The sequence below is a fragment of the Xanthomonas sp. SHU 166 genome (assembly GCF_000364685.1).
GTDB classification, from domain to species: domain Bacteria; phylum Pseudomonadota; class Gammaproteobacteria; order Xanthomonadales; family Xanthomonadaceae; genus Xanthomonas_A; species Xanthomonas_A sontii.
Genome location: NZ_AQOJ01000547.1, coordinates 1 through 4,976 on the forward strand (window position 1 = coordinate 1; position 4,976 = coordinate 4,976).

4 protein-coding genes are annotated in these 4,976 nt (G+C 68.9%); all 4 read right to left on the bottom strand.

The window, feature by feature from the left end; translation table 11 throughout:
- On the bottom strand, nt 1-406 hold a 406-nt coding region (locus tag D180_RS14005; protein WP_017913293.1), incomplete at its 3' end, for a Sua5/YciO/YrdC/YwlC family protein.
- A gap of 288 nt (nt 407-694) precedes the next feature.
- Nucleotides 695-3,181 carry a DNA topoisomerase I gene (locus D180_RS14010; protein WP_017913294.1) on the bottom strand — a complete coding sequence of 829 codons (2,487 nt, stop codon included), beginning with the start codon at nt 3,179-3,181 and terminating at the stop codon, nt 695-697.
- A 238-nt stretch (nt 3,182-3,419) separates the two neighbouring features.
- Nucleotides 3,420-4,361: an RDD family protein gene (locus D180_RS14015; protein ID WP_017913295.1), complete on the bottom strand. Its 942-nt coding sequence runs from the start codon at nt 4,359-4,361 to the stop codon at nt 3,420-3,422.
- A 39-nt stretch (nt 4,362-4,400) separates the two neighbouring features.
- A partial coding sequence (locus D180_RS14020; protein ID WP_017913296.1) for a pilin occupies nt 4,401-4,976 on the bottom strand: 576 nt, incomplete at its 5' end.

Here is a 4,976-nt window from a genome sequence, read left to right on the forward strand (position 1 = left end):
CACTGGTCGAGACCAGCGCGCCGCCCCAGGCCCGGCACAGGGCGGCCACCAGCGGATGCGCGCTGATCCGCACGGCGATGCCCTGGTGCGCGCCGGTGATCCAGGGCGGCGCATGCGCGGCGGCGGGCAGGATCCAGGTATGCGGTCCGGGCCAACTGGCCAGCACCGCGGCCAGCCGGTCCGGCGGCAGGGCCGACAGGTCGAGCAACGGGCGCAACGGGTCCAGTTCGGCGGCGACCACGATCAGGCCCTTGTCCACGGGCCGCTGCTTGATGCGCAGCAGGCGGGTCACGGCGGTCTCGTCGTGCGGATCGCAGCCCAGGCCCCACACCGCTTCGGTGGGATAGGCGATCACGCCGCCCTTGCGCAGGACGGCGACGGCATGGCTCAGGGACAGGTCGGTCATGCGCGCATCATGCGGCACGTCGTCGTCTAAGGACAATGAGGGTCGGTTGGGCGGGACTCGGGATTTTCGCAAGTCTCCGGCCCGCCGCTTTTCTGTGGGAGGGGCTTCAGCCCCGATGCCTTACCGATAAAGCGTCGGGGCTGAAGCCCCTCCCACAGAAAAACCGGGTTGTCGCGGATCTTCAGGCGCTGAGAGACGCCGTCGGCGCAGCGAAAAGGCGGCTCGGCGCCCGCGCTCGTACTATTCGAGGGGTTGCGTCGGGCCGCCCTGGGCCATCCGCAGAGCGGCTCAGCCGCCCTTGGCCACGGTCTTCTTCGCCGCCTTCTTCACCGTTTTCTTGGCGGTTTTCTTCGCGGCCTTCTTGACCGCTTTCTTCGCCGCCGGCTTGGCCGGGGCGTCGGCCGCGGCCTTCTTCGCCGCGCTCTTCTTCGGCGCGGCTTCCTTCTTGGCGGCGGCCTTCTTGGCGCCGAAGCCCTTGCGCACCGGCTTGCCGGTTTCCTCCAGCAGCTTCTGCACTTCGTCCAGGCTCAGCGAGGCGGGCTCGCGATCCTTGGGGATCTTGCCGTTGAGCTTGCCGTCGCTGATGTACGGGCCGAAGCGGCCGTTGAGTACCTGGATGTCGCTGCCGGGGAATTCCTTGATGATGCGGTTGCGCGCGATCTCTTCCTTCTCCTCGATCAGGAACACCGCACGGGCCAGATCGATGGTGTAGGGATCGTCTTCCTTCTTCAGCGAAGCGTAGACGCTGCCGCGCTTGGCGAACGGGCCGAAGCGGCCGATGCCGACGCTGACCTCCTCGCCCTGGTCCTGGCCGAGGCTGCGCGGCATCAGGAACAGCTCCAGCGCCTCCTCCAGAGTGATGGTGTGCATGCTCTGACCGGGACGCAGCGACGCGAACTTGGGCTTGTCCTCGGCGTCCTCGGCGGTGCTGCCGATCGCCGCGTACGGCCCGAAGCGGCCCAGACGCACGCTCACCGGCTTGCCGGTCTTGGGATCGGTGCCGAGCTCGCGCGCACCGCTGGCTTCGGCGCGGTCGACCGATTCCTTCTTGTCCTCGACCAGTTCCTTGAACGGCTCCCAGAAGCGCGACATCAGCGGGACCCACTCCTCCTCGCCGCGCGAGACCGCGTCCAGCTCGTCTTCGAGCTTGGCGGTGAAGTCGTAGTCCACATACTGGGTGAAGTGGCTGGACAGGAACTTGGACACCGCGCGGCCGACGTCGGACGGGCGGAAGCTGCGGCCTTCCATCTCCACGTACTTGCGGAACAGCAGGGTCTGGATGATCGAGGCGTAGGTCGAGGGACGGCCGATGCCGTACTCTTCCAGCGCCTTCACCAACGCCGCTTCGGTGAAGCGCGGCGGCGGCTGGGTGAAGTGCTGCTCGGCCAGGATGCGCTCCAGCGGCACGCGGTCGCCGGGCTTCATCGCCGGCAGTTTGCGGCCTTCGTCCTCGTCCTCGGCGCTCTTGTTGTCCTTGCCTTCCTCGTACACGGCCAGGAAGCCGGGCACCACCACGGTGGTGCCGCTGGCGCGGAACACGTGTTCGCTGCCGGCCGACAGGTCGACGCTGACGGTGTTGAGCGTGGCCGGGATCATCTGGCAGGCCACCGCACGCTTCCAGATCAGCTCGTACAGCTTGCGCTCGTCGTCGGTCAGGAAGCGGGCCACCTGCGACGGGGTACGCAGCGCCGAGGTCGGACGCACCGCTTCGTGCGCTTCCTGGGCGTTCTTGGACTTGGTCTGGTAGGTGTTGGGCTGGTCCGGCAGCGAGGCGATGCCGTAGTCGCGGGCGATCACGTCGCGGATCTCGGCCAGCGCGTCCTGCGACAGGTTGACCGAGTCGGTACGCATGTACGAGATCAGGCCGACCGTGCCTTCGTCGCCAATCGCCACGCCTTCGTACAGCTTCTGCGCCACCTGCATGGTCTTGCGGGTGGTGAAGCCGAGCTTGCGCGAGGCTTCCTGCTGCAGCGTGGAGGTGGTGAACGGCGGTGCCGGGCGGCGCTTGCGCTCCTTGCTGGCCACGTCGGTGACGTGCAGCGCGCCCTGCGCGGCCTGCTGGATGCGCAGGCGCGCAGATTCGGCGGTGTCGCCGTCGGTGATGGTGAACTGCTCGAACTTCTGCCCGTCGAGCTTGATCAGCTTGGCGTTGAAGTGCTGCGAGGGATGCGCGCAGTCGGCGGCGATGGACCAATACTCGCGGGCGATGAAGGCTTCGATCTCCTCCTCACGCTCGACGATCATGCGCAGCGCCGGCGACTGCACGCGGCCGGCGGACAGGCCGCGCTGCACCTTGCGCCACAGCACCGGCGACAGGTTGAAGCCGACCAGGTAGTCCAGCGCGCGGCGGGCCTGCTGCGCATCGACCAGGTCGCCGGCGATCTGCCGAGGTTGCGCCATCGCTTCCTTGATCGCGCGCGGGGTGATTTCGGTGAACACCACCCGGTGCAGCGGCTTGCCCTTGAGCAGCCCGCGCTCCTGCAGGATCTCGGCGATGTGCCAGCTGATCGCCTCGCCCTCGCGGTCCGGGTCGGTCGCCAGGTAGATGTCTTCGGCCGCCTTGGCCGCCTTGGCGATGGCCTCCACGTGCTTCTCGTTCTTGTCGATCAGCGCGTAGCGCATCGCGAAGCCGTCGTCCGGATCGACCGCGCCTTCCTTCGGGATCAGGTCGCGCACGTGCCCATACGAGGCCAGGACGTGGAAATCCTTGCCGAGGTATTTGTTGATCGTCTTGGCCTTGGCGGGCGATTCGACGATGAGCAGGTGCTTGGACATGGCGGGTCGGGCTTCGATGGGCGTGGGCGGACGCCCTGGGGGCGGTAGGGTGGCGCAATTGCTCCGGTTAGTGAAGCGTTGCGGTCTCGCAGAGAAGCCGACGCCCGGGATGGAACCCCCGGGCGTTCAGCTACGGCGCTTATTTATTAGTGGGCATGTCCGGCGCCCGCTGTCAAGCCGGCGCCCGCCGGCCGGGCAGGCGCGCAGGCGGCAGCGGGGTTCCCGGAGCCCGCCGGACTCAGTGCCAGCCGCCCTTGGCGGCCACGCCGATCGCCAGCACCACCACCAGCAGCGCCGCTGCCGACAGCAGGCCGAACAGGGCCAGGATCACCACCGTGACCGTGCCCAGCTTGCGCTGCTGCCATTCCGGGTGGTCGGTGTAGGCCCACTTGTCCACCACCAGGGTGTCGCAGAGCATGTCGTGCAGGGCCTGCTTGCGCTCGGTGAAGGCCGCCATCAGCAGGCCGATGCCCAGGGTCAGGCTGCTCAGCATGAAGCCGAAGTAGCGGCCCACGCCGCGGGACACGGTGATGCGGCTGCCGTCGGTGCGCACCACCTTGATGCCGACCGCCATCTTGCCCAGCGTGGCCTGCTTGGTGGAGGCGTGGAACAGGCCGTAGTACAGCGCCGCGATCGCCATCGGCAGCAGGTACAGCAGGAGCAGCATGACGATGCCCGCGGCAGTGCTGAAGTCCGGCTGCTTGCCGAAGCCGGTGATCCCGAAGAAGCCCAGCATCACCACGAACTGGATCACGTTGGCGACGATGCCGACCAGGAACGCGTCGATCAGGTAGGCGGCCACGCGTTTCCAGAAACCGGCCTGCACCACCTCGCCGCCGCCGACCACCCGCGCGCCACCGTCGAGCACGGCGCTGGGCGCCGCGTAGGGCGACGCCGCCACGGCCGGCGCGGGCGCGGTCCAGGCGTCGGGGACGGTCGCGGCCGGGGGCGGAGGAGGAGTCTCTCGGTCAACCTCGATCGGGGCAATCGCCGGCGCCGGCGCCTGGGTCAGGCCGAGTTCGTCGACGAACTCGGCCAGGGTGCGCCATTCGCTCAGGCCCTCGCGCCAGACCAGGGTGGACAATCCGATCTCGCCGCGCTGGAAGCGCTGCTGCAGGTCGGCGGCCGCTAGCGGCCCATGGCGCTGCTGCGCTGCGTCGGCGTAGTACCACTCAGTCATTCTGTTCCCCGGGAGTTGCAGTCGAAAACGGTGCGCCGGTCAGCCGCCGCGGCAGTGGACCGGCAGAATGCGATCGTCCAGGTCGGAACTGCAGTTCCAGGCGGACGTGCGCTCATCGTAGTCCAGCCACAGCGCTTTGCCATCCAGGCGCTTGTGGTCGGGCAGGTGCAGGGTGGCTTCCAGGCCGCAGTGGCCGTTGTCGAAGCGGCCGACCCGCACCTGCGCGATGGTGTCGCCGGCATAGCTCTGCGGTGCGCCGAAGCCGGTGTCGCCGTTGACCGCGCAGCGGTGCTCCTGTGCATTGAAGGCGGCGATCTGGTCCTTCAGCGGCGCCAGGTGGTCGAGCGCCTGCGCGACCTTTGCGCGTGCCAGGTAGTCCTGGTACGCGGGCAGGGCGATCGCCGCGGCGATGCCCAGGAACGCCACCAGCAGCACGCCGACGATGGTGCCGACGATGGCCATGATCGCGCAGCCGGACAGGCCGCTGCGCGGCGCGGCGGCGGCGGGGCTCCCGGGAGCCCCGGGAGCGGCCGTCTGGAGCGGTGGCGGCAAGGGCGGCGGGGTGGGGGCGTCGGGCAGGCCCAGTTCGGCGGCGACCGCGTGCAGCGGCCGGCA

Bases quoted from the DNA above. Each gene is read 5' to 3' on its own strand.
- D180_RS14010 (WP_017913294.1), bottom strand. From the start codon at position 3,181: ATGTCCAAGCACCTGCTCATCGTCGAATCGCCCGCCAAGGCCAAGACG.
- D180_RS14015 (WP_017913295.1), bottom strand. From the start codon at position 4,361: ATGACTGAGTGGTACTACGCCGACGCAGCGCAGCAGCGCCATGGGCCG.